Raw genomic sequence first — 23,133 nt, forward strand, 5'->3', positions numbered from 1 at the left:
TTACTCCTTCGCCTCGTTGCGGCCCAAGTGGAACGCCGTGACGGCTGCAGCGAGCAGCAGCATCGAGGCGAGTTCGACCACCAGCAGATAAGGACCGAACAGGCTGATGCCCACGGCCTTGGCGTCTACGGTGGTGTGGCCGACGCCGGTGCCGCTGGAATGGCTGAACAGCACATACAGCAATTCAGCCAGCAGCAGCGCAGCCAGTACCACCGGCCCCGCCCAGATACCGGGCTTGAGCCAGACGCGCTCTTGCTGAACCGAGGCGGGGCCGAGGTTCAGCATCATCACCACGAACACGAACAGCACCATGATGGCGCCGGCGTAGGCGATCACTTCCAGTACACCGGCAAATGGAGCACCGAGGCTGAAAAAGGTCATCGCCACGGCGAGCAGCGAAATAATCAGGTAGAGCAGGGCGTGTACAGGATTGGTGTTGGTGATCACGCGAAGCGTGGACACAACGGCAACTCCTGACGCGAAATAGAAAGCGAATTCCATCTTTCTTCCTTAAGGCAGCAAGCTCTTCACGTTGATCGGTTCGGCTTCATTCTGCGCGGAGCCTTTCGGCTTGCCAGCAATGGCCATACCTGCAACACGATAGAAGTTGTAGTCAGGGTTTTTGCCGGGTCCTGCGATCAACAGATCTTCTTTCTCGTAAACCAGGTCCTGACGCTTGAACTCGGCCATTTCGAAATCCGGTGTCAGCTGGATCGCGGTGGTCGGGCAGGCTTCCTCGCAGAGGCCACAGAAAATGCAGCGCGAGAAGTTGATACGGAAAAACTCCGGGTACCAGCGACCGTCTTCGGTTTCGGCTTTCTGCAGCGAGATGCAACCGACCGGGCACGCCACGGCGCACAGGTTGCAGGCAACGCAACGCTCTTCACCGTCGGGGTCGCGGGTCAGGACGATACGTCCACGAAAGCGCGGCGGCAGGTACACCGCCTCTTCCGGGTATTGCAGCGTGTCGCGCTTGCGGAAGGCGTGGCCGAAGATCATCACCAGGCTGCGAAGCTGGGTGAAGAAGCCATGCACGATGTCAAAAATATACTTCATGATTCTCTATCCTCACTGAGCCGCGATGGCGGGCGTGTTGAGCAACACGATCGCAGCGGTCACCAGCATGTTGACGAGGGTCAGCGGCAGGCAGAACTTCCAGCTGAAGTCCATCACTTGGTCATACCGTGGGCGCGGGATCGAGGCGCGCAGCAGGATGAAGAACATGATGAAGAACGCGGTTTTCAGTGCGAACCAGATGAACGGGATCTGCGGCAGAATGCCGAACGGACCGTGCCAGCCACCGAAGAACAAGGTTACCAGCAGCGCCGAAATCAACACGATGCCGATGTACTCGCCGACGAAGAACATGCCCCATTTCATGCCGGCGTATTCAATGTGGTAACCGTCGGCCAGTTCCTGCTCCGCTTCCGGCTGGTCGAACGGGTGACGGTGAGTCACGGCGACGCCAGCAATGAAGAAGGTCAGGAAACCGAAGATCTGCGGAATGACGAACCACAGGTGCTGGGCCTGGTAATCAACGATGTCGCGCATGTTGAACGAGCCGACCTGGATCACGATGCCCATCAACGACAGGCCCATGAACACTTCGTACGACACGGTTTGTGCCGAGGCCCGCAAGCTGCCCAGCAGGGCGAACTTGTTGTTACTCGACCAGCCGGCGAACAACACCGCGTAGACCGACAGACCGGCCATGGCGAAGAAGAACAGGATGCCGATGTTCAGGTCCGCCACGCCCCAGGTCGGGGTGATCGGGATGATCGCGAAGGCAATCAGCAAGGCGCTCATGGCCACGACCGGCGCCAGGGTGAAAATCACCTTGTCGGCGAACGGCGGCGTCCAGTCTTCCTTGAAGAACATCTTGATCATGTCGGCGGCGATCTGGAACGCGCCGAACGGGCCGACGCGGTTCGGACCGTAACGGTCCTGCCAGAGGGCGAGCAAGCGACGCTCGACCCAGCTCAACAGCGCGCCGCAGACCACTACGGCGAGCAGGATCACGATGGCCTTGAGCACCGCGATGATGATGTCGATCACTTCAGGAGTGAACAAGGTCATTGCGCTGCCTCCTGCAGACCGTCAACGGATTTGCCAAAGATTGCCGGTGGAATGCCGGCGATACCCGCAGGCAACGCCACCAGGCCGGCGCCCAGTTCTTCGTTGATGCGCAGCGGCAGACGCAGGGTCTGGCCGGCAACGTTCAAGCTCAGCATGGCACCGTCATTGACGCCCAGGCGATCGGCTTCGGACTTGGCCAGCGACACATAAGCGGCCGGAATGCGTTCCTGGACCGGCGCGGCTTTCGAAGAGTTCTCTTCGCTGCCGAACAGGTGATAGAACGGCACAACCTGCCAGGTGCCCTGGGCCGGGTTGAAGGCACGCGGAACACTGGCGAACCAGTTCAGCGAATCACCCTGGCTTTCGATCAGGCGAGTACCTGGATCACCGGCACGCAGGTGGCCACCGACTTCGTCCTGGAACTTGTTCCACGCTTGCGGCGAGTTCCAGCCCGGCGACCAGGCGAATGGCACTTGCTGACGCGGTTCGACGGAGCCCGAGTAACCTTCCATGGAGAACGAGAACGCGGTGTCGTTGTCCTGGGAAGTACGCGGCTCGTGCACGCTGATGTCGGCGCGCATGGCGGTCCGGCCGCTGTAACGCAACGGTTCGCGAGCCAGTTTCAGGCCTTTGATCCGGAACGAAGCGGACGGTGCAGCGTTGACGATAGCGGCCAGTTGTGGAGTGCTCGAGGCGCAGGCAGCGGTGACGTGGTCCAGTTGGGTCCAGTCGATCGGCTGGTTCAGCAGGGTTGCGCGCAGGGCATGCAGCCAGCGCCAGCCTTCGTGAACCAGGATGCTTGCATCGAGGTAAGTCGGGTCGAAGACCTGGAAGAAGCGCTGGGCGCGGCCTTCCTGGCTGACCAGCGTACCGTCGCCTTCAGCGAAGCTGGCGGCTGGCAGAACCAGGTGCGCGCGATCGCTGGTAGCGGTTTTCTGATGGTCGGCGACGATCACCACTTTAGCGGCAGTCAGGGCCGCATCGACCTTGGCTTTGTCGGTACGGGTGTACAGATCGTTTTCCAGCACCACGATGGCGTCGGCGCGGCCAGAGATCACCGCTTGCAGGGCAGCATCGACCGATTCGCCGCCGAGCATGGCCAGGCCGAGGCTGTTGGCCTCTGGCACGATCAGGCTGATGGAGCCGTTCTTCTCGCGCAGCTTCAGGGCTTTGGCGATGTTCGCCGCCGCTTCGATCAGCGCTTTGGAGCCCAGCGAAGTACCGGCGATGATCAGCGGACGCTTGGCCGCGAGCAGGGCGTTGGCAATGCGTTGAGCCAGTTCGAGGGCTTCGCTGTCCAGGCCTTCGACGGCTGGAGCGCTGGCGTCGAGGGCGTGAGCCACGGCGAAACCGATACGTGCCAGGTCGTCTGGAGCGGCGTGAACACATTCTTCAGCCACGTCGTCAAGCTTGGTTTCGGCCAGGCTTGCGATAAACAGCGGGTTCAGCGCGTGCTGACCGATGTTTTTCACCGCGGCGTCGAGCCAAGGCTGAACGCGCATCGCGTCGGCCATGTCTTCGGCTTTGCCTTTGACCGATTGACGCAGGGCCAGGGCCATGCGCGCAGCGGTCTGGGTCAGGTCTTCACCGAGGACGAAAATCGCGTCGTGGTCTTCGACGTCGCGCATGTTCGGGATCGGCAGCGGGCTGTCTTTCAGTACCTGCATGACCAGGCGAATACGCTCAAGCTCGGAAGCTTCGATGCCCGAGTAGAAGTGCTCTGCACCGACCAGTTCGCGCAGGGCGTAGTTGCTTTCAAGGCTGGCACGCGGCGAACCGATACCGACGATGTTGCGACCGCGCAGCAAATCAGCGGCTTTATCCAGCGCTTCGTCGAGGCTCAGCTTCGCGCCGTTGGCCAGCAGTGGCTGACGTGGGCGATCTTCGCGGTTGACGTAGCCATAGCCGAAACGGCCACGGTCGCACAGGAAGTACTGGTTGACCGAACCGTTGAAACGGTTTTCGATGCGACGCAGTTCACCGTAACGCTCACCCGGGCTGATGTTGCAACCGCTGGAGCAGCCATGGCAGATGCTTGGCGAGAACTGCATGTCCCATTTACGGTTGTAGCGCTCGGAGTGAGTCTTGTCGGTGAACACACCGGTCGGGCAGACCTCGGTGAGGTTGCCGGAGAACTCGCTTTCGAGGGTGCCGTCTTCAACGCGACCGAAGTACACGTTGTCGTGGGCGCCGAACACACCGAGGTCAGTACCGCCAGCGTAGTCCTTATAGAAGCGCACGCAGCGGTAGCAAGCGATGCAGCGGTTCATTTCGTGGGAAATGAACGGGCCCAGTTGCTGGTTCTGGTGGGTACGCTTGGTGAAGCGGTAACGGCGCTCGTTGTGGCCGGTCATGACCGTCATGTCTTGCAGGTGGCAGTGACCGCCTTCCTCGCACACGGGGCAGTCGTGCGGGTGGTTGGTCATCAGCCATTCGACGACGCTTGCGCGAAACACTTTGGCTTCTTCGTCATCGATGGAGATCCAGCTGCCGTCGGTCGCAGGGGTCATGCAGGACATGACGATACGACCACGCTTGTCGTTCTCGTCGGTGTACTGCTTGACGGCGCACTGGCGGCAAGCGCCAACGCTGCCGAGGGCGGGGTGCCAGCAGAAATAAGGGATATCGAGGCCTAGCGACAGACATGCCTGTAACAGGTTGTCTGCCCCATCGACTTCGAGCTCTTTGCCGTCTACGTGGATAGTGGCCATGGTTCAAAGTTCTTCGTTGGCCCGGTGTCAGCGGGCGTGGCTAATGGAATCTTGTTATCCGTCCAAATCCAAACAGCCTTGAAAGGCGTCATCGGACGAAAGGCGAACGGCACGGACCGTTCGCCTTTTTAAAGCGTTAAGCGCCGACTACGATCGGCCTTGCCAGAGGCGGGACGGCGGCGCGGGTGGGCGCGATACCGGCTTCGAACTCTGGACGGAAATACTTGATGGCACTGCCCAATGGCTCCACGGCACCCGGTGCGTGAGCACAGAAGGTCTTGCCTGGGCCGAGGAAGCCGACCAGACCCAGCAGGGTCTCGATGTCGCCGGCTTGCCCTTCACCGTTCTCGATGGCGCGCAGGAGCTTGACGCTCCACGGCAAACCGTCACGGCACGGGGTGCAGAAACCACACGACTCACGGGCGAAGAACTCTTCCATGTTGCGCAGCAGGGACACCATGTTGACGCTATCGTCCACCGCCATGGCCAGGCCGGTACCCATACGGGTGCCCACTTTGGCGATGCCGCCGGCGTACATTTGTGCGTCCAGGTGTTCCGGCAACAGGAAGCCGGTACCGGCGCCGCCTGGCTGCCAGCACTTGAGCTTGTAACCGTCGCGCATGCCGCCGGCGTAGTCTTCGAACAACTCGCGCGCAGGGACGCCGAACGGCAGTTCCCACAGGCCAGGGTTCTTCACTTTGCCGGAGAAGCCCATCAGCTTGGTGCCGTGGTCTTCACTGCCTTCGCGAGCGAGGGATTTGTACCAGTCCACGCCGTCGCCGATGATCGCCGGCACGTTGCACAGCGTTTCGACGTTGTTCACGCAGGTCGGCTTGCCCCACACGCCAACGGCGGCAGGGAAGGGTGGCTTGGAGCGCGGGTTGGCGCGGCGGCCTTCGAGGGAGTTGATCAGTGCGGTTTCTTCACCGCAGATGTAACGCCCGGCGCCGGTGTGGACGAACAGTTCGAAATCGAAACCGCTGCCCAGGATATTCTTGCCCAACAGGCCCGCTGCCTTGGCTTCTTCCACGGCACGGTTGAGGTGCTTGGCGGCGGTGGTGTATTCGCCACGCAGGAAGATGTAGCCACGGTAGGTTTTCAGTGCGCGAGCACTGATCAGCATGCCCTCGATCAGCAGATGGGGCAGTTGCTCCATCAGCATGCGGTCTTTCCAGGTGTTGGGTTCCATTTCATCCGCGTTGCACAGCAGGTAGCGGATGTTCATGGATTCGTCTTTGGGCATCAGGCCCCACTTCACGCCAGTGGGGAAGCCTGCGCCGCCGCGACCCTTGAGGCCGGAGTCCTTGACGGTCTGGACGATATCGTCCTGGGACATGTCGGCGAAGGCTTTACGCGCTGCCGCGTAGCCATTCTTGGCCTGGTACTCGTCGAGCCAGACTGCCTCGCCGTCGTCACGCAGACGCCAGGTCAGCGGATGGGTCTCTGCACTGCGCTTGATGCGGTTGGCAGGGCCGAAGGAAGTCAGGGTCATACGTAGCCCTCGAGCAATTTGGCAACGCCAGCAGGCTGCACATCACCGAATGTGTCGTCGTCGATCATCAACGCCGGCGCCTTGTCGCAGTTGCCGAGGCAGCAGACCGGCAGCAGGGTGAAACGACCGTCGGCGGTGGTTTGACCCAGGCCGATGCCCAGCTTGCTCTGGATTTCGCTGACCACCGACTCGTGGCCACCGATGTAGCAGACCATGCTGTCGCAGACGCGAATGATGTGACGACCGACTGGCTGACGGAAGATCTGGCTATAGAACGTCGCCACGCCTTCAACGTCGCTGGCCGGGATGCCAAGGATTTCGCCGATGGCGTAGAGCGCGCCGTCAGGCACCCAGCCACGTTCCTTCTGGACGATCTTCAGGGCTTCGATCGACGCCGCGCGCGGGTCTTCGTAGTGATGCAGCTCGTGCTCGATGGCCGAGCGCTCGGTTTCGCTCAGGGCGAAACGGTCTGTCTGGATAAGCGTGCTGTTCATGCTTAGCGGTCCACGTCGGCCATAACGAAATCGATACTACCCAGGTACGCGATCAAGTCCGCGACCATGCTGCCTTTGATCACCGAAGGGATCTGTTGCAGATGCGGGAAGCTTGGGGTGCGAATCCGGGTGCGGTAGCTCATGGTGCCGCCATCGCTCGTCAGGTAATAACTGTTGATGCCCTTGGTCGCTTCGATCATCTGGAAGGATTCGTTGGCCGGCATGACCGGGCCCCACGAAACTTGCAGGAAGTGCGTGATCAAGGTCTCGATGTGCTGCAGCGTGCGCTCTTTGGGCGGCGGCGTGGTCAGCGGGTGATCCGCCTTGTACGGGCCTTCCGGCATGTTGCGCAGGCACTGGTCGATGATCTTGATGCTCTGGCGCATTTCTTCGACGCGCACGATGCAACGATCATAGGCATCGCCATTGGCCGCCAGCGGTACTTCGAATTCGAAGTTCTCGTAGCCCGAGTACGGACGGGCTTTACGCAGGTCGAAATCGCAACCGGTCGAACGCAAGCCTGCACCGGTGACGCCCCATTCCAGGGCCTCTTTGGTGTTGTAGGCGGCGACGCCGATGGTCCGGCCACGCAGGATGCTGTTGTCCAGTGCGGCTTTCTGGTATTCGTCCAGACGCTTTGGCATCCACTCGACGAAGTCTTTGACTAGTTTTTGCCAGCCGCGTGGCAGGTCGTGAGCGACGCCACCGATGCGGTACCAGGCCGGGTGCAGACGGAAACCGGTGATGGCTTCGATCACCGTGTACGCCTTCTGGCGGTCGGTGAAGGTGAAGAACACCGGAGTCATGGCGCCGACGTCCTGGATGTACGTACCCAGGAACAGCAGGTGGCTGGTGATCCGGAAGAACTCGGCCATCATGATGCGGATGACGTCGACCTTCTCAGGCACCTTGATGCCGGCCAGCTTCTCGACCGAGAGCACGTACGGCAGGTTGTTCATCACGCCGCCGAGGTAGTCGATACGGTCGGTGTACGGGATGAAGCTGTGCCAGGACTGACGCTCGGCCATCTTCTCGGCACCACGGTGGTGATAGCCGACGTCCGGCACGCAGTCGACGATTTCTTCGCCGTCCAGTTGCAGGATGATGCGGAATGCACCGTGAGCGGAAGGGTGGTTGGGACCTAAGTTGAGGAACATGTAGTCCTCGTTGGCGCCGGAACGTTTCATGCCCCAGTCTTCAGGCTTGAAGCGCGCAGCCTCTTCTTCAAGCTGTTGCTTGGCCAGGGTCAGGCTGAACGGGTCGAACTCGGTGGCACGGGCCGGGAAGTCCTTGCGCAGCGGGTGACCTTCCCAGGTCGGCGGCATCATGATGCGGGTCAGGTGCGGGTGGCCGGCAAAGTTGATGCCGTACATGTCCCACACTTCACGCTCGTACCAGTTGGCGTTCGGCCAGATACCGGTCACGGTCGGCACGCTGAGGTCGCTCTCGGACAAGGCGACCTTGATCATTACGTCACTATTACGTTCGATCGACATCAAGTGATAGAACACAGTGAAGTCGGCGCCGCTCGGCAAGCCCTGGCGCTTGGTGCGCAGACGCTCGTCCACGCCGTGCAGGTCATAGAGCATGACGTACGGCTTGGGCAGATTGCGCAGGAAGGTCAGGACTTCGACGAGTTTGGCACGGGCAACCCAAAGCACCGGCATGCCGGTGCGGGTGGCCTGGGCGCTGAACGCCTCAGGGCCAAAACGATTGTTCAATTCGACGACCACATCCTGGTCGTCTGCCTTGTAAGGCGGGATGTACAGAGCACTGCCTGTAGTCATGGTTTTTTTATCGCTTTCGGTCAACGTAAAGAATGAAGCCAGTTTCTCGTTTCTTTGTAAGAACAGATCTGGATCAGACTTCGTCGGGGCTGCGCAGGTTGGTTACCTGAATACGCTGTTCGCGGCGCTGTTCCTTTTGCGATGGCATCTCGGCGCGATAAACGCCTTGATCACCAACGACCCAGGAAAGTGGGCGACGCTCCTGGCCAATCGACTCCTGCAACAGCATCAAGCCTTGCAAAAAAGCTTCAGGGCGGGGCGGGCAGCCAGGCACGTAGACGTCCACGGGCAGGAACTTGTCCACCCCTTGAACGACGGAGTAGATGTCGTACATGCCACCGGAGTTGGCGCACGAACCCATGGAGATAACCCACTTCGGCTCGAGCATCTGCTCGTAGAGACGCTGAATGATCGGCGCCATCTTGATGAAGCAGGTTCCGGCAATAACCATGAAATCCGCCTGACGCGGCGATGCCCGGATAACCTCGGCGCCAAAGCGCGCGATGTCGTGGGGCGCCGTGAAGGCGGTGGTCATTTCCACGTAGCAGCACGAAAGGCCGAAGTTATACGGCCACAGGGAGTTCTTACGCCCCCAGTTGATCGTGCCGTTAAGCACGTCTTCGAGCTTGCCCATGAAAATGTTTTTGTGGACTTGATCTTCTAACGGATCGGAGACGGTTTCCCGTGCGCCAATCGGGTACTGCTCGTTAGGAGCATCGGGGTCGATCCTGGTGAGATTGTATTGCATTGCCAAAGCCTCATTGTTTCAGCTTCGCCTGCCGCTTACGACGAGCTTCCGGAGCCCAATCAAGGGCGCCCACTCGAAATAGGTAGACAAGACCTGCCAACAGAATTGCTATGAAAACGAGAGCTTCGACAAATCCGGTCCAGCCGCTTTCGCGGACGGACACAGACCAGGCAAAGAGAAATAGGGCTTCGATATCGAAGATCACGAACAGCATCGCGACCAGATAGAATTTGGCTGAGAGCCGTAAGCGGGCGCCACCGGTAGGTAGCATGCCGGACTCGAACGGTTCGTTTTTGCTGCGGCCCCAGGCTTTTGACCCGAGGAGGCTGGAGACGCCGAGCATGAAGGCGCACAAGCCGCCGACACCCAGAAGGAAAATGGCAAAGCCCCAGTTGTGGGCCATGAGTCCTGTCGCTTCGGGCATGCTGGTAATCCTTAACAGAGAGCAAAGGTCTCTGAGCTTGAAAAGAAATAAAGCAGTGACGATATGTCGCAGCAATCAATCGCGGTGATTTTATGGCTAAACACCGAGCAAGTAAAATTCCTGTAGCGAAATTATTTATAAGAATAAGGACATAGCGCACCTCAAAAAGCCTGCAGCCCATGCGTTACGGGCATTAGCCGGGGTTTTGTCAATAATGTTTTGTGCGAGTTGTAACGAACATCAATGGCGTCAAATGATAATCAATATTGTTTGCAGTGGTTTTTGAACTGTTATTCGAGGTGATGGCTGGAAAGTTGCGCTTACATGCCGGCTACTGCAAGTAGCGCGCGGGGCCGTTTTACCCTGTTTTGCCGATTGAAATACCGCTCTGGATCAGTGTTTTTGCTCGTCATTGCTCCTACGAGGGCTTGTGGTATTCGTGAAATTGCGGGCAAAAAAACGCCCCGAACCAGTCGGGGCGTCAGATGTGCGGCATTCCGGTTAGTTTTTTACTCGGTCCGGAAGGGCCGTTTGTTCGTTCGAATCAGATCAGTGGAACTGTTCTTCTTCGGTGGAGCCGGTCAGTGCAGTCACCGAAGACGAGCCGCCCTGAATCACGGTGGTCATGTCGTCGAAGTAGCCAGTGCCCACTTCCTGCTGGTGCGCTACGAAGGTGTAACCCTTGGCTGCGTCAGCGAATTCCTGCTCTTGCAGCTTCACGTAGGCAGTCATGTCGTTGCGGGCGTAGTCGTGCGCCAGGTTGAACATGCTGTGCCACATGTTGTGAATGCCGGCCAGGGTGATGAACTGGTGCTTGTAGCCCATGGCGGACAGTTCGCGCTGGAACTTGGCGATGGTCGCGTCGTCCAGGTTTTTCTTCCAGTTGAAGGAAGGCGAGCAGTTGTACGACAGCAGTTGGTCCGGGTATTCCTTTTTGATCGCTTCAGCGAAGCGACGGGCTTCGTCCAGGTCTGGCTTGGCGGTTTCGCACCAGATCAGGTCGGCGTACGGCGCGTAGGCCAGGCCGCGAGCGATAGCCTGGTCGAGGCCGGCGCGAACTTTGTAGAAGCCTTCCTGGGTGCGCTCGCCAGTCACGAATGGCTGGTCGTACGGGTCGCAGTCGGACGTCAGCAAATCAGCCGCGTTAGCGTCGGTACGAGCCAGGATGATGGTCGGCGTACCGGCAACGTCAGCCGCCAGACGGGCAGCGGTCAGCTTCTGTACGGCTTCCTGGGTAGGAACCAGTACCTTGCCGCCCATGTGGCCGCATTTTTTCACGGACGCCAGTTGGTCTTCGAAGTGAACGCCGGCAGCGCCTGCTTCGATCATGCTCTTCATCAGCTCGTAGGCGTTCAGAACGCCACCGAAACCGGCTTCAGCGTCGGCAACGATCGGTGCGAAGTAGTCGATGTAACCTTCGTCGCCCGGGTTCTTGCCGGCTTTCCACTGGATCTGGTCGGCGCGACGGAACGAGTTGTTGATGCGCTTGACCACGGTCGGTACGGAGTCGACCGGGTACAGCGACTGGTCCGGGTACATCGATTCTGCAGAGTTGTTGTCTGCAGCAACCTGCCAGCCCGACAGGTAGATCGCCTGGATACCGGCTTTAACTTGCTGTACCGCCTGGCCGCCGGTCAGGGCGCCCATGCAGTTGACGAAATCTTTCTCGGGGCGGAAGGCAGGCTTGGCACCCTGGGTAACCAGGTTCCAGAGCTTCTCGGCGCCCATTTTTGCAAAGGTGTGCTCAGGTTGAACCGAGCCACGCAGACGGACGACGTCAGCAGCGGAGTAAGTGCGTGTCACGCCTTTCCAGCGCGGGTTTTCAGCCCAGTCTTTTTCAAGGGCTGCAATTTGCTGTTCGCGTGTCAGTGCCATGGAGATAAACCTCGTCGCGTCTTTTGTGGAAAGTGGTTCTTGGTGGAAAATTCCAGTTGCCAATACGCACATTCAAATGGGGCGTAGATGGCTGCTCGCTGACCAGAAGCTTAGGCGGTCAAGTCGGGTCTGGCAGGGAAGGCGACGGGATGAACGATGGGCTCGAGGATGAAAGCTGAGCAGGTAAGGGCGAACTGGCGGGCGCATTCGGGCGTCGTGGGCCTTTATACGATCATCAGTGTGTTGCCGGGCTACCTATTACGCTTCCGTCCCTCGGGACAACTTCGTTCCAGTCGCAACCTCGTCAAACACACCTTGTGGGCGGTACAGACACGAATCGGCTCAGGTCGGTAAGGTTAGAGCGCGATCCGAAGGCCCTTGCCAGGGCCCCTGATTAGCGGGAGCGAGGCCATCATGCCTTCGCTTTTTTGGCTCGTCAAACGTTTTGTAGTGCTATTTTTCAAGCACTACATCTTTAGTCTAATACGACTAATCAGTCAGTTTTTGGTGTGTTAGTCCAAGGTGTCGACTTTTACCCGCAACGTCATGTCATCCCGTCCCTGAGTAGAGTAGCTGCGGCTCATAGCCTGTTTGTCGGCTTGCGTCTGGCGGTTGACGCCAGCCAGAGTGATCCACTCGCCCAGGCGGCCGCTGACGGTTGTGTCGGTGCTTTGCACGTTCACTACATCGGGACGTTCCTGACTCATGCGGTCACGGTTGGTACTGATCGCCAGGTGAACGATGTCGCCGGTGACGCTGGCGGTGACGTAGAAACCCTGGGTGACGTTGCGGTATTGGGTCTGGCTTTGCAGATGAGCGTAGTTGTTGGGCTGGTTTTGTGGCTGACCGGAGGTGTTGGTCTGGTTTGGCAGCGCGGCGTAGGCATCGGTCTGGTTGGTGGTCAGCGGCACACTCTGGCCGACCTGGATCAGAGCCGGCGTGCCTTCGCTGGTCTGGACCTGCTGGATGCCGCCTTCGCGGCTGTCGGTGCTGTAGGTGATGATCTGCGTCTGCTGATCGGCGTTGTATTGCTGGTTGTTTTCGTTGGTGTCGACGGTGATCAGCAGGCGTTTTGGCACGGTGTCGAGCTGTGCGATCAGGGCCTTGAGTTCGTCGATTTTGTCGGGTTCGGCGTTGACGATCAGTTGGTTGCCATAGGCGCTGACCTTGCCATCCCTGCCGATAAAGTTCTGCGCCACCGGCAGCAGGTCGGCGCTGGTGCGATTGTTGAGCTGCACCACCTCGGTAGCGGCAATGACCGAAAAACTGCAGGTCAGCAGCAGCGTGGTGAGCAGGGTGCGTAGGGACATGTCCGTTATCTCCGCGATCAAAGGCTTGAGTTTGCCAGTTTGTCGGCCTGCGGTGGGGCAAGTTGAATCGTAGACAGCAAAACGCCCCGCTACCTGAGGATAGCGGGGCGTTTTGTGGTGTTACTGGTGTGCACTTGTGGCGAGGGAGCTTGCTCCCGCTGGGTCGCGAAGCGGCCCCAAAATTATTAGGGCTGCTGTGCAGCCCAGCGGGAGCAAGCTCCCTCGCCACAAGTAATCAGCCCTCGCGTACCATGTCTACATGCGGAATCCCTGCTTCCAGGAACTCTTCACTGACCACGGTAAAGCCCAGGCGCTCGTAGAACGCTGTCGCCTGAACCTGGGCGCTGAGCATCTGCTGCTTGAGCCCGCGCTTCTCGGCTTCACCGATCACTGCTTGCATCAGCTTGTCGCCGACCTTCAGGCCGCGCCAGTCCTTGAGTACCGACACCCGGCCGATGTGACCATCGGGCAGCAGGCGGGCGGTGCCAATCGGAAAGTCGCCTTCAAAGGCGAGGAAATGCACGGCGCTTGCGTCGTCGGCATCCCATTCCAGTTCAGGCGGAACGGATTGCTCGGCGATGAACACCGCTTCACGAATGCGCCGGATCTCGGCGATATCCTTTTGCCAGTCTGCGACACGTACGCGAATTTTATTCATCGGCAAATCCCAGGCTACCTTGCTTGACCAGTTCGCACAGCAGGTTGCGGCCGTCTTCATCGCTCAGCCATTGGCCAAGGTTGTCGACGTGCAGCGCATCGGCGGCGCAAATCATTTTCAGCAGTTCGCGCAGTTTGCCCGGCAGATAACGGCTCTGGCCGCTGGCGAACAGCAGCAGGTCGTCGTCGACTTCGGACCAGGCCAGGCGCGCGCTTGGGTTGCGAATCAGCACGGCGCCTTGTTCAAGGCTGCTCAGCAGATCGTCTTCTTCCAGTTCCGGGCCAACCACCAATTCCGGGTAGCGTGGCTCGGTCATGAACTGGCCGAACCAGGTCAGCAACAGGCGCTCGTCGCTCATGTGCTCGGCCAGCAGGCTTTTCAAGCGGTCGAGCGCATCATGCTGGATCTGGTGCGGGTCGATCGCTGGCTGTGCGTCGGCATCGGTGTAGCGCTCTTCGTCAGGCAGGAACTGGCTGAGGAAGTCGGTGAAGTGGGTCAGCACTTCGGCGGCGCTTGGGGCGCGGAAGCCGACCGAGTAGGTCATGCAGTCGTCGACGGCCACGCCGCAGTGGGCCAGGCGCGGCGGCAGGTACAGCATGTCGCCCGGTTCCAGGGTCCACTCGTCAGTGGCTTCGAAGTCGGCGAGGATGCGCAGGTCGGCATGTTGCAGCAGTGGACTGTCGGAATCGCACATCTGGCCGATTTTCCAGTTGCGCTTGCCGTGGCCTTGCAGCAGGAACACGTCGTAGTTGTCGAAGTGCGGGCCGACGCTGCCGCCCGGGGCGGCAAAGCTGATCATCACGTCGTCGATGCGCCAGCTCGGCAGGAAGCGGAAGTTTTCCAGCAGTTCGGCGACTTCCGGCACGAACTGGTCGACGGCCTGCACCAGCAGGGTCCACTCGCGTTCCGGCAGCTTGCTGAATTCGTCTTCGGCGAATGGGCCGCGACGCAGTTCCCAGGGACGCTCGCCGTGCTCGATGACCAGGCGCGATTCGACTTCTTCTTCCAGCGCCAGACCGGCCAGTTCGTCGGCGTCGATCGGGCTTTCGAAGTCAGGGATTGCCTGGCGGATCAATAGTGGTTTTTTCTGCCAGTAGTCGCGCAGGAATTCCCGTGCCGTGATGCCGCCCAGAAGTTGAAGAGGAGTATCAGGATTCATGTGTAACCTATTGAAAAAAAGCACTTTTCAGACGGGAATAAAAACGCCCGGCGCTGCCGGGCGTCTCAAAGGGTCAAGCGGTCGATCAGATGCGTTTGGCTTGTGCCACGGCGTTGCCGATGTAATTGGCCGGGGTGAGCTTTTTCAGCTCGGCCTTTGCCTCGGCAGGCATGTCCAGTGCATCGATGAAAGTCTGCAACGCTTCAGGGCTGATGCCCTTGCCGCGCGTCAGTTCTTTCAGCTTTTCGTACGGGTTTTCAATGTTGTAGCGACGCATCACGGTCTGGATTGGCTCGGCCAGAACTTCCCAGCACGCGTCCAGGTCCGCAGAAATCTTCTGAGCATTGAGCTCTAACTTGCTGATTCCCTTGAGACTTGCTTCGTACGCGATCACGCTGTGGGCGAAGCCGACACCGAGGTTGCGCAGTACGGTGGAGTCGGTCAGGTCGCGCTGCCAGCGGGAGATCGGCAGCTTGCTCGCCAAGTGCTGGAACAGTGCGTTGGCGATGCCCAGGTTGCCTTCGGAGTTTTCGAAGTCGATCGGGTTGACCTTGTGCGGCATGGTCGAGGAACCGATTTCGCCAGCGATAGTGCGCTGCTTGAAGTAGCCCAGGGAGATGTAGCCCCAGATATCGCGATCGAAGTCGATCAGGATGGTGTTGAAGCGCGCGATCGCATCGAACAGCTCGGCGATGTAGTCGTGCGGCTCGATCTGCGTGGTGTACGGGTTGAAGCCCAGGCCCAGCTCGTCTTCGATGAAGGCGCGGGCGTTGGCTTCCCAGTCGATCTCAGGGTAAGCCGACAGGTGAGCGTTGTAGTTGCCGACGGCGCCGTTGATCTTGCCCAGCAGCGGTACGGCAGCGACTTGAGCGATCTGACGCTCCAGACGATAAACCACGTTCGCCAGTTCTTTGCCCAGGGTGGTCGGCGAAGCCGGCTGGCCGTGAGTGCGCGACAGCATTGGTACGTCGGCGAAGCGGATGGCCAGCTCGCGGATGGCTTCGGCGGTTTGGCGCATCAGCGGCAGCATCACGTCATCACGGCCTTCGCGCAGCATCAGGGCGTGGGACAGGTTGTTGATGTCCTCGCTGGTGCAGGCAAAGTGGATGAATTCACTGACGTTGGCCAGTTCAGGCAGCTTGGCCGCCTGTTCCTTGAGCAGGTACTCAATGGCTTTAACGTCGTGGTTGGTGGTGCGCTCGATCTCTTTGACGCGCTCGGCGTGTTCCAGAGAGAAGTTTTCCGCCAGGGTGTTCAGCACGGCGTTAGCTTCGGCGGAGAACGCCGGCACTTCGCTGATGGCAGGATGAGCGGCCAGGCGCTGGAGCCAGCGCACTTCAACCAGGACGCGAGCACGGATCAGACCGTATTCGCTGAAAATTGGGCGCAGGGCCTGGGTTTTGCCGGCGTAGCGGCCGTCAACAGGGGAAACCGCAGTGAGCGAAGAGAGCTGCATGGGGTGTTCTCGGACAGTCGGGCAACGAAATGGGGCGCGTATCATACATGAAAAAAATCCGCCGGTCCGTTGCCAACTGACCAGCGTCTTACGCGTTACAGGCTAAAAATCAGTATTGCAGGCGCAGATCAGCTGCTGTGCATCAGCGGATAAAGCTCTTTGAGCAGTTTGCGGCGACTGATCACCAACTGCCAGCGATGACCGCCCAACTGCCGCCACAAGCGCGCCGAGCGGATGCCGGCCAGTAACAGGGCGCGGATCTTCGAGGCATTGCTTGGCTGCTGCAGGTTGCGCATGTCGCCGTGCACTTGAATGCGTTGGCGCAGGGTGCTCAAGGTGTCCTGATATAGCGCGCCACAGGCGGCGATCACGTTTTCGTGGGCCGGGCCGAAATGCTCGACCTGGGACTGAATCTGCGGCAAGCGCTTGCCAATCACTTCAAGCATGTCGCCGCGCTTGGCCAGTTGCCGCTCAAGACCGAGCATCGACAGGGCATAGCGCAGGGGTTCGCGCTGCAAGGTGCTCGGGTCGCGTTCGAGGGCGCCGATCAGCGCGCGATAACCTTCGCGCAGATTGATATCGTCGCCGCCGTAGACCTCCAGCGTGTCCTTGGGGTCGATGATCAACAAGCTGCCAAGCATGCAGGTCAGGCCGGCTTCGCTGACCTGGCCGGTCTTGGCAATCTTGTCGACCAGCACGGCGGCGAGAAACACGCCGCCAAGCGCTGTCAGTTGCTCCTGAGTCGGGCTCATGCGCGCGAATCCTTGCTGCTCCAGGGTTCGGCGACTTCGATGACACCGCCACCGAGGCAGATCTCACCGTCGTAAAACACCACCGATTGACCAGGGGTGACCGCGCGCTGCGGGTCATCGAAGGTGGCACGGTAGCCGTTGGCGGTTTTTTCCAGGGTGCAAGGCTGGTCGCTCTGGCGATAGCGGACTTTCGCCGTGAGTTTGCGCGGCGAGCTCAGGTCGACCGGGTTGACCCAGTAGATGTCCGAGGCGAGCAGGGCGCGGGAGAACAGCCAAGGATGGTCATTGCCCTGGCCAACGATCAACTCGTTGTGTTCCAGGTCCTTGATCAGCACGTACCACGGCTCGTCGCTGGCGTCTTTCAAGCCGCCGATGCCCAGGCCCTGACGCTGACCGATGGTGTGGTACATCAGGCCGTGGTGGCGGCCGATCACTTCACCTTCGGTGGTCTTGATTTCGCCCGGCTGTGCCGGCAGGTATTGCTTGAGGAAGTCGCTGAAGCGTCGTTCACCGATAAAGCAGATACCGGTGGAGTCTTTCTTCTTCGCGGTGGCCAGGGCGTGTTTCTCGGCAATCGCGCGAACTTCGGGTTTTTCCAGTTCGCCGACCGGGAACAGGGTCTTGGCGATCTGCTCAAAGCCCACGGCGTGCAGGAAGTAGCTCTGGTCCTTGTTCGGGTCCAGGCCTTTGAGCAATTCGGTACGGCCATCGATGTCGCGACGGCGCACGTAATGGCCGGTGGCGATCAGGTCGGCGCCGAGCATCATGGCGTAGTCGAGGAACGCCTTGAACTTGATTTCACGGTTGCACAGGATGTCCGGGTTCGGCGTGCGGCCGGCCTTGTATTCGGCCAGGAAGTGCTCGAACACGTTGTCCCAGTACTCGGCGGCGAAGTTGGCGGTGTGCAGCTTGATGCCAATCTTGTCGCACACGGCCTGAGCATCCGCCAGATCGTCCATGGCGGTGCAGTAGTCCGTTCCGTCGTCCTCTTCCCAGTTCTTCATGAACAGGCCTTCCACCTGATAACCCTGCTCGATCAGCAGTAGGGCGGAAACGGAAGAGTCCACGCCGCCGGACATGCCGACAATGACGCGCTTCTTTTGTGTGTCAGAAGGGGCTGGATCACGCATAGGGATTTAATGAGTGTCTTGAAAAAGGACGCGATTCTATCAGGCCCGAGCCTGCAAGGCTAAAGAGAAGGGCGGATCAGTTCGAGACTGAAGAGTTTACCGCTCAGGTAATCGTCGATACAGCGAATAATCAGCTCGCTGCGCCAGTGCTCGCGGTGCGCAAGGAGTTCGTCGCGCGTCAGCCATTTTGCGCCGACGATGCCGTCGTCGAGTTGATAATCGGGGTGGTGTTTCAACGCTTTGGCGGCAAAACACACGCGCTGGTAAGTCACGCCGTTGCTTGGAGCGGTGTAGAGGTAGATACCTACTACGCCAGTGGCTTCGACGTCCCAGCCGGTTTCTTCGAGGGTTTCGCGAATGGCGGCTTCGGTCAGGGTTTCGTTCGGGTCCAGATGCCCGGCCGGTTGATTGAGTACCGCGCGTCCGGCCTTGAGCTCTTCGACCATCAGGAAACGGCCGTTGTCTTCGACGATGGTGGCGACGGTGATGTGGGGTAGCCAATCCATGAAGTTTCCTCGATTTTAATGTTGAAACATGGTCCGGGCTCCACAGATAAAAATGTGTGAAGGCTGGAAGCAGAAACCCCGGCACGGGGCCGGGGCTTCTTTGCATCCTTACAACCTTAAACCAGCGCAGCAATCGCCGCGTTGAAGGTGTTGCTTGGGCGCATGGCCTTGCTGATCAGCTCGGCGTCGGCGTGGTAGTAACCGCCGATGTCGACTGGCTTGCCCTGAACGGCGTTGAGCTCGGCAACGATGGTCGCCTCGTTCTCGGCCAGGGTTTTCGCCAGTTGGCTGAACTGCGCTTGCAGCGCTGCGTCTTCAGTCTGGGCAGCCAGGGCCTGAGCCCAGTACAGCGCCAGGTAGAAGTGGCTGCCGCGGTTGTCGATGTTGCCGACTTTGCGCGATGGCGACTTGTTGTTGTCCAGGAACTGGCCGGTGGCCTGGTCCAGGGTCTTGGCCAGCACCAGCGCCTTAGGGTTGTTGTACGTCACGCCCAGGTGCTCAAGGGAAGCGGCCAGGGCCAGGAACTCGCCCAGGGAATCCCAGCGCAGGAAGTTTTCTTCCAACAGCTGTTGAACGTGCTTCGGTGCCGAACCGCCAGCGCCGGTTTCGAACAGACCGCCGCCATTCATCAGCGGAACGATCGACAGCATCTTGGCGCTGGTGCCCAGCTCCATGATCGGGAACAGGTCGGTCAGGTAGTCGCGCAGTACGTTGCCGGTCACCGAGATGGTGTCCTTGCCTTCGCGAGTACGGGCCAGGGTGAAGGCCATCGCGTCGGCTGGCGACATGATGCGGATGTCCAGGCCGGAAGTGTCGTGGTCCTTCAGGTAGGCCTGAACTTTCTCGATAACTACACCGTCGTGGGCGCGCATTGGGTCCAGCCAGAAGATCGCCGGCGTTGCGCTTGCGCGAGCACGGTTGACGGCCAGTTTGACCCAGTCCTGGATCGGCGCGTCTTTGGTCTGGCACATGCGGAAGATGTCGCCGGCTTCAACCGACTGCTCCAGCAGAGTGCGACCAGCGCTGTCGGAAACGCGAACCACGCCGTTTGCCTTGATCTGGAAGGTCTTGTCGTGGGAGCCGTACTCTTCGGCTTTTTTCGCCATCAGGCCAACGTTTGGCACGCTGCCCATGGTGGTTGGGTCGAAGGCGCCGTGTTGCTTGCAGTCTTCGATCACCGCCTGGTAGATGGTGGCGTAGCAGCGATCCGGGATCACGGCCTTGGTGTCGTGCAGCTGGCCGTCGGTGCCCCACATCTTGCCGGAGTCACGGATCATGGCTGGCATCGAGGCGTCGACGATAACGTCGCTCGGCACGTGCAGGTTGGTGATGCCTTTGTCGGAGTTGACCATCGCCAGCGACGGACGAACGGCGTAGACCGCCTGGATGTCCGCTTCGATCGCCGCTTGCTGCTCGGCAGGCAATGCCTTGATGCGGGCGTACAGGTCGCCGATGCCGTTGTTCAGGTTGAAGCCGATCTGTGCCAACACGTCAGCGTGCTTGGCCAGGGCGTCTTTATAGAACTCGGCAACGATCTGGCCGAACATGATCGGGTCGGAGACCTTCATCATGGTGGCTTTCAGGTGAACCGACAGCAGAACGCCTTTTTGCTTGGCGTCTTCGATTTCTGCGGCGATGAAGCTGCGCAGGGCGTTTTTGCTCATTACGGCGCAATCGAGGATCTCACCGGCTTGCACGGTGGTTTTTTCTTTCAGGACGGTGGTGGTGCCGTCTTGAGCGATCAGTTCGATTTTCACGGCGTCAGCGGCGTCGATCAGGGCAGCTTTTTCGCTGCCGTAGAAATCGCCGGTGCTCATGTGAGCGACGTGAGACTTGGAGTCTTTTGCCCAGGCGCCCATTTTGTGCGGGTGCTTGCGAGCGTAGTTCTTGACCGACAGTGGCGCGCGGCGATCGGAGTTGCCTTCACGCAGAACCGGGTTTACCGCGCTGCCCTTGATCTTGTCGTAACGGGACTTGGCGTCCTTGTCAGCGTCGCTGGTGACGGTTTCCGGGTAGTCCGGCAGTGCATAGCCCTGGGCTTGCAGTTCTTTGATCGCGGCCTGCAGTTGCGGAACCGAAGCGCTGATGTTCGGCAGTTTGATGATGTTGGCTTCAGGCGTGACAGCCAGCGCGCCCAGTTCGGCGAGGTGGTCGGCTACGGCTTTATTACCCAATTGCTCGGGGAAGCTGGCCAGGATGCGCCCTGCAAGAGAGATATCGCGGGTTTCCACGGCGATATCAGCGGAGGCGGTGAAGGCCTCTACGATAGGCAACAGTGAATAGGTGGCGAGGGCTGGGGCTTCGTCGGTGAAGGTGTAGATGATCTTCGAGCGGTTGGGCATATTCGGATTAACTCTCTTCTTTGCTAAAGCGTGCGCAGAAACTCGAGGGGCGCCGGGTAAGCGCGTTCGTTCAAAGTCATCCATGAGCCGAATGTCGAGGTTTCTTCGCGGTGATGTTGGGTGCATCAGTCGAGCGTCAAGCGGGTGGACTGCGGTAACAGTCCGAGCGGAAAGTCTCGTAATAGAGAGGCTTGCCTGCGTGACCCTGCGGTCAGCGGCGGCATTATACATAGGTAGCTGGCAATCTGCCGATGGTTCATATGCAACGAATCTCGTCCATTGGTCTAAAGGTCGCAGGCGTGCGTGCGGCGTAGAGTCGTCCACCGTGCTTGAGTTTGGCGCTTTTCCCTTTGCTTTCAGACTTGTACGTCGCGAACTGTGCAGCTTTGCGGCAGATGGATGGAACATAGGGTTTGCGTGCCGATTTAACTGGGGTACGCTCGGACGAAGCCAGATGTTCAATCCAAACAATGGAGTTCAGCATGGGATACAAGAAGATTCAGGTTCCAGCAGTCGGCGACAAAATCACCGTCAATGCAGACCATTCTCTCAATGTTCCTAACAACCCGATCATCCCTTTCATTGAAGGTGATGGTATCGGCGTTGATATCAGCCCGGTCATGATCAAGGTTGTCGATGCTGCTGTTAAGAAGGCTTACGGCGGCGAGCGCAAAATTTCCTGGATGGAAGTCTACGCCGGGGAAAAAGCGACTCAGGTTTACGATCAGGACACCTGGCTGCCTCAGGAAACTCTGGACGCAGTCAAGGATTACGTGGTTTCCATCAAGGGCCCGCTGACCACTCCGGTCGGTGGTGGTATCCGCTCCCTCAACGTTGCTCTGCGTCAGCAACTCGACCTGTATGTGTGCCTGCGTCCTGTACGCTGGTTCGAAGGCGTGCCTAGCCCGGTCAAGAAGCCTGGCGACGTCGACATGACGATCTTCCGCGAGAACTCGGAAGACATCTACGCCGGTATCGAGTGGAAGGCCGGTTCGCCGGAAGCGACCAAGGTCATCAAGTTCCTTAAAGAAGAAATGGGCGTCACCAAGATCCGTTTCGACCAGAACTGCGGTATCGGCGTCAAGCCGGTTTCCCTGGAAGGCACCAAGCGCCTGGCACGCAAGGCCCTGCAATACGTAGTCGACAATGATCGCGATTCGCTGACCATCGTCCACAAAGGCAACATCATGAAGTTCACCGAAGGTGCCTTCAAAGAGTGGGCCTACGAAGTGGCCGCTGAAGAATTCGGCGCAACCCTGCTCGACGGCGGCCCGTGGATGCAGTTCAAGAACCCGAAAACCGGCAAGAACGTCATCGTCAAGGATGCCATCGCCGACGCCATGCTCCAGCAGATCCTGCTGCGCCCGGCTGAATACGATGTGATCGCGACCCTGAACCTGAACGGCGACTACCTGTCCGACGCCCTGGCGGCTGAAGTCGGTGGTATCGGTATCGCGCCAGGGGCCAACCTGTCCGACACCGTGGCGATGTTCGAAGCCACGCACGGCACTGCACCGAAGTACGCCGGCAAGGACCAGGTAAACCCGGGTTCGCTGATTCTGTCTGCTGAAATGATGCTGCGTCACATGGGCTGGACCGAAGCGGCCGACCTGATCATCAAGGGCACCAACGGCGCAATCTCGGCCAAGACCGTGACCTATGATTTCGAACGTCTGATGGAAGGCGCCAAACTGCTGTCTTCTTCCGCGTTCGGCGATGCGCTGATTTCGCACATGTAAGCTGATTTGCGCTAAATAAAAAACCGGCCGACTCAAATGATTGAGTCGGCCGGTTTTTTATGTCTGGAAGTTTGGTGGTATCAGCTCAACACAGTCTCGTGCTGGACGGTCATTGCCGGCGCGGGCGCATTGGCCTTTACTGTAGCTGAATCGATGTTGATCGCGTGCAGGCCTTTGGGACCCTGGATGATCTCGAAGCTCACGGGTTGGCCTGCTTTCAAGGTCTTGTAGCCGTCCATTTTAATGGCCGAGTAGTGGGCAAAGAGATCTTCGTCCTTGCCGTCCTCGTTGATGAAGCCATATCCCTTGGCATTGTTGAACCACTTGACCTTACCGCTAGCCATGCTCATATCCCTCTGCAACAGACTCCATCACTGGAGTATCATCCAGTTAATCCGCATCAACCCTGAAATGGGGTTGGCTGTGCGGACCTTTTTTACCCACCGTGGGCTCTATTGGTTGTAACACTGATTT

The 23,133-nt window shown here is 59.3% G+C and carries 20 protein-coding genes; 1 reads left to right on the top strand and 19 read right to left on the bottom strand.

The window, feature by feature from the left end; translation table 11 throughout:
• From nuoJ to KRR23_RS05190, 18 genes are all read right to left on the bottom strand, one after another.
• The gene (nuoJ, locus tag KRR23_RS05105) at nucleotides 1-501 is read right to left on the bottom strand and encodes an NADH-quinone oxidoreductase subunit J (protein WP_019689817.1); all 501 of its coding nucleotides are present in this window, start codon (nucleotides 499-501) and stop codon (nucleotides 1-3) included.
• Nucleotides 502-510: 9 nt separating this feature from the next.
• On the bottom strand, nucleotides 511-1,059 hold the full coding sequence (gene nuoI / locus KRR23_RS05110) for an NADH-quinone oxidoreductase subunit NuoI (protein ID WP_054597857.1): 549 nt from the start codon (nucleotides 1,057-1,059) through the stop codon (nucleotides 511-513).
• Between the two features lie 9 nt (nucleotides 1,060-1,068).
• On the bottom strand, nucleotides 1,069-2,076 hold the full coding sequence (gene nuoH / locus KRR23_RS05115) for an NADH-quinone oxidoreductase subunit NuoH (RefSeq protein WP_019689819.1): 1,008 nt from the start codon (nucleotides 2,074-2,076) through the stop codon (nucleotides 1,069-1,071).
• A complete protein-coding gene (gene nuoG / locus KRR23_RS05120; RefSeq protein ID WP_216741621.1) occupies nucleotides 2,073-4,787 on the bottom strand; it encodes an NADH-quinone oxidoreductase subunit NuoG in 2,715 nt (904 codons plus the stop codon). Before nuoG ends, nuoH begins: the two co-directional genes overlap by 4 nt.
• A gap of 136 nt (nucleotides 4,788-4,923) precedes the next feature.
• Entirely contained in the window at nucleotides 4,924-6,279 is a 1,356-nt protein-coding gene (gene nuoF, locus KRR23_RS05125; protein WP_019689821.1) for an NADH-quinone oxidoreductase subunit NuoF, read from the bottom strand.
• Nucleotides 6,276-6,773, bottom strand: coding sequence for an NADH-quinone oxidoreductase subunit NuoE (gene nuoE / locus KRR23_RS05130; protein WP_007970445.1), 498 nt, complete (start codon nucleotides 6,771-6,773; stop codon nucleotides 6,276-6,278). Before nuoE ends, nuoF begins: the two co-directional genes overlap by 4 nt.
• Nucleotides 6,774-6,775: 2 nt before the next feature.
• Complete coding sequence (gene nuoC, locus KRR23_RS05135) at nucleotides 6,776-8,560, bottom strand: NADH-quinone oxidoreductase subunit C/D (protein ID WP_216741622.1); 1,785 nt, start codon at nucleotides 8,558-8,560, stop codon at nucleotides 6,776-6,778.
• 73 nt (nucleotides 8,561-8,633) lie between these two features.
• Nucleotides 8,634-9,308, bottom strand: coding sequence for an NADH-quinone oxidoreductase subunit B family protein (locus KRR23_RS05140; protein WP_019689823.1), 675 nt, complete (start codon nucleotides 9,306-9,308; stop codon nucleotides 8,634-8,636).
• Nucleotides 9,309-9,318: 10 nt separating this feature from the next.
• Nucleotides 9,319-9,732, bottom strand: coding sequence for an NADH-quinone oxidoreductase subunit A (locus KRR23_RS05145; protein WP_007905050.1), 414 nt, complete (start codon nucleotides 9,730-9,732; stop codon nucleotides 9,319-9,321).
• Between the two features lie 549 nt (nucleotides 9,733-10,281).
• On the bottom strand, nucleotides 10,282-11,607 hold the full coding sequence (aceA, locus tag KRR23_RS05150) for an isocitrate lyase (RefSeq protein WP_019689825.1): 1,326 nt from the start codon (nucleotides 11,605-11,607) through the stop codon (nucleotides 10,282-10,284).
• 512 nt (nucleotides 11,608-12,119) lie between these two features.
• Nucleotides 12,120-12,917: a secretin N-terminal domain-containing protein gene (locus tag KRR23_RS05155; protein ID WP_216741623.1), complete on the bottom strand. Its 798-nt coding sequence runs from the start codon at nucleotides 12,915-12,917 to the stop codon at nucleotides 12,120-12,122.
• A gap of 235 nt (nucleotides 12,918-13,152) precedes the next feature.
• Nucleotides 13,153-13,575: a GNAT family N-acetyltransferase gene (locus KRR23_RS05160; protein WP_216741624.1), complete on the bottom strand. Its 423-nt coding sequence runs from the start codon at nucleotides 13,573-13,575 to the stop codon at nucleotides 13,153-13,155.
• Nucleotides 13,568-14,734, bottom strand: coding sequence for a cupin domain-containing protein (locus tag KRR23_RS05165; protein ID WP_054597852.1), 1,167 nt, complete (start codon nucleotides 14,732-14,734; stop codon nucleotides 13,568-13,570). The genes KRR23_RS05160 and KRR23_RS05165 overlap by 8 nt, the downstream gene beginning before the upstream one ends.
• An 85-nt stretch (nucleotides 14,735-14,819) precedes the next feature.
• A complete protein-coding gene (gene purB, locus KRR23_RS05170; protein ID WP_103319869.1) occupies nucleotides 14,820-16,190 on the bottom strand; it encodes an adenylosuccinate lyase in 1,371 nt (456 codons plus the stop codon).
• A gap of 128 nt (nucleotides 16,191-16,318) precedes the next feature.
• Nucleotides 16,319-16,942: a high frequency lysogenization protein HflD gene (gene hflD / locus KRR23_RS05175; RefSeq protein WP_216741625.1), complete on the bottom strand. Its 624-nt coding sequence runs from the start codon at nucleotides 16,940-16,942 to the stop codon at nucleotides 16,319-16,321.
• A complete protein-coding gene (gene mnmA, locus KRR23_RS05180) occupies nucleotides 16,939-18,072 on the bottom strand; it encodes a tRNA 2-thiouridine(34) synthase MnmA (protein ID WP_216741626.1) in 1,134 nt (377 codons plus the stop codon). The genes hflD and mnmA overlap by 4 nt, the downstream gene beginning before the upstream one ends.
• A gap of 59 nt (nucleotides 18,073-18,131) precedes the next feature.
• The gene (locus KRR23_RS05185) at nucleotides 18,132-18,578 is read right to left on the bottom strand and encodes an NUDIX hydrolase (protein WP_216741627.1); all 447 of its coding nucleotides are present in this window, start codon (nucleotides 18,576-18,578) and stop codon (nucleotides 18,132-18,134) included.
• Nucleotides 18,579-18,694: 116 nt separating this feature from the next.
• The gene (locus KRR23_RS05190; protein ID WP_216741628.1) at nucleotides 18,695-20,920 is read right to left on the bottom strand and encodes an NADP-dependent isocitrate dehydrogenase; all 2,226 of its coding nucleotides are present in this window, start codon (nucleotides 20,918-20,920) and stop codon (nucleotides 18,695-18,697) included.
• 482 nt (nucleotides 20,921-21,402) lie between these two features.
• On the opposite strand from KRR23_RS05190, the gene icd reads away from it, so the two are divergent.
• Nucleotides 21,403-22,659: an NADP-dependent isocitrate dehydrogenase gene (gene icd, locus KRR23_RS05195; RefSeq protein WP_071550691.1), complete on the top strand. Its 1,257-nt coding sequence runs from the start codon at nucleotides 21,403-21,405 to the stop codon at nucleotides 22,657-22,659.
• Between the two features lie 80 nt (nucleotides 22,660-22,739).
• On the opposite strand, the gene cspD is transcribed toward icd, so the two are convergent.
• Entirely contained in the window at nucleotides 22,740-23,003 is a 264-nt protein-coding gene (gene cspD, locus KRR23_RS05200; RefSeq protein WP_216741629.1) for a cold shock domain-containing protein CspD, read from the bottom strand.
• Nucleotides 23,004-23,133 lie beyond the last annotated feature (130 nt).

The organism is Pseudomonas sp. CVAP#3 (assembly GCF_018986375.1).
In the GTDB taxonomy this organism is placed as follows: domain Bacteria; phylum Pseudomonadota; class Gammaproteobacteria; order Pseudomonadales; family Pseudomonadaceae; genus Aquipseudomonas; species Aquipseudomonas helvetica.